Below are 1,889 nucleotides of genomic sequence, written 5' to 3' on the forward strand. Positions count from 1 at the left end.
CCCGGACCCCGGTCGGGACTGAGCAGCGCGGAGCTCAAGGGCTGGGCGAAGGCCCAGCTCGCGGCGGACCGGGCGCGGCGCGCCAGGCCCGGTCCGCAGACCGCGCCGTCCGCGGCCCCGGCCGACGCGGTGCCGCCCTCCGCCGCGACGGCCGCACCCCGTACGGCGCCCCGTACGGTGCCCCCGACGGCGCCCCGCCGCGCCCCGGCCGCCGCCGCGACCACGCTCGTGCTCTACGACACCGCGGGCGCCTACGGGCATCTGGGCGAGCTGTACGCGATGGCCGTGTCCAACCTCGGCGGCCACTTCGGCTCCGTGACGGCCAAGCCGGTCGCGGAGTACACCCCGGGCATGCTCGACCCGTACACGGCCGTGATCTACATCGGCTCGACCTACTACTGCTGCGGCACACCGGACGAGGTCCCCGCCGCCTTCTACCAGGACGCGCTGGGCAGCGGGACCCCCGTGATCTGGATGGGCGCCAACATCTGGAACATGGCCAACCAGGTCGGCGTGGAGCGGTTCAAGCAGCAGTACGGCTGGGACCCGACGACGTCGTACTACGAGGACGGCGGTTCGGTCGGCACCGTCACCCGGGTGACGTACAAGGAGCGGCCCCTCACCCGGAAGGTCCCGGCGGGGCAGGACGGCGGCGTGCTGCGCCCCAACGTGCTGACGGGAGACGGGTATCCGCCGGTCACCCGGCTCGCCGAGGGCCTGGACACCTCCAGCGGGAACACCTTCGGCTGGGCGGTCCGCTCGTCCAACCTCACCTACATCGGGGAGATCCCGTTCGCCTACGTCTCCGAGAGCGACCGTGTGATCGTCCTTGAGGACCTGCTCTTCGACGCCCTCGCCCCGGACACCTCCGAGCGGCACCGCGCGCTCGTACGGCTGGAGGACATCAGCCCCGTATCGGAGCCTGCGCGGCTGCGCGCCATGGCCGACTACCTCCACGAGGAGCGGGTCCCGTTCGGGATCAATGTGATCCCCGTCTACACCGACCCCAACGGCGCCTACAACGACGGCGTCCCGGAGACGGTCAGGCTCTCCGAGCGGCCGGAGCTGGTCGACGCGCTGCGCTACATGCTCGACAAGGGCGCGGTCCTGATGAGCCACGGCTACACGCACCAGTACGGCACCGCTTCCAACCCGTACAACGGCGTGAGCGGAGACGACTTCGAGTTCTACCGGGCGCATGTGGACGACGGGGACAACGTCGTCCACGACGGCCCGGTCGCCGAGGACTCCGCCGAGTGGGCCCGGGGGCGCGTCACCGGCGCGCTGGCGGAGTTCGCGGCGGCGGGCCTGCCGAAGCCGGAGCTGTGGACCACCCCGCACTACGCGGCATCGGCCACCGACTACCGGGTCTTCGGCGACGCCTTCCCGGCCCGCCTGGAGCGCTCGCTGTACTTCGCCGGGACGCTGAGCGGCACCCCGTCGGACCCGAACCGCTTCATCGGGCAGTTCTTCCCGTACGTGGTGCGCGATGTGTACGGGACGAAGGTCCTCCCCGAGAACATCGGGAACTACGAGCCGGAGGCGCAGAACAACCATCCGCCGCGGCTGCCGGCCGACCTCGTCGACTCGGCTCGGGCCAACCTCGCCGTCCGGGACGGGTTCGCCAGCTTCTTCTACCACCCGAGCTATCCGCTCCAGCCGCTGCGGGAGACGGTCGAGGGCATCAAGGCGCTCGGCTACACCTTCGTCAGCCCCGCCGACCTGTGAGACCTGTGAGACCTGTGAGCCCTGTGAAAAGGTCGCCGGGGCCGGGCCGGGCCGGGAGGGGGAGGCGCGTTGAGGGGGACGACATGAACACGAGGACCGCCGCCGCGGCGGCGGTCCTCCTCGCCGTCGCTGTCACCGCCGCCGGCTGCACGGCCGAAGGG

1 protein-coding gene is annotated in these 1,889 nt (G+C 71.9%); it reads left to right on the top strand.

What is annotated here, in order from left to right; all coding sequences use genetic code 11:
* The coding region (locus tag G5C65_RS36465) for a DUF2334 domain-containing protein (protein ID WP_206442670.1) at positions 1–1,728 on the top strand (1,728 nt) is incomplete at its 5' end.
* Between the last annotated feature and the right edge of the window lie 161 nt (positions 1,729–1,889).

The organism is Streptomyces boncukensis (genome assembly GCF_011045075.1).
Taxonomy (GTDB): domain Bacteria; phylum Actinomycetota; class Actinomycetes; order Streptomycetales; family Streptomycetaceae; genus Streptomyces; species Streptomyces boncukensis.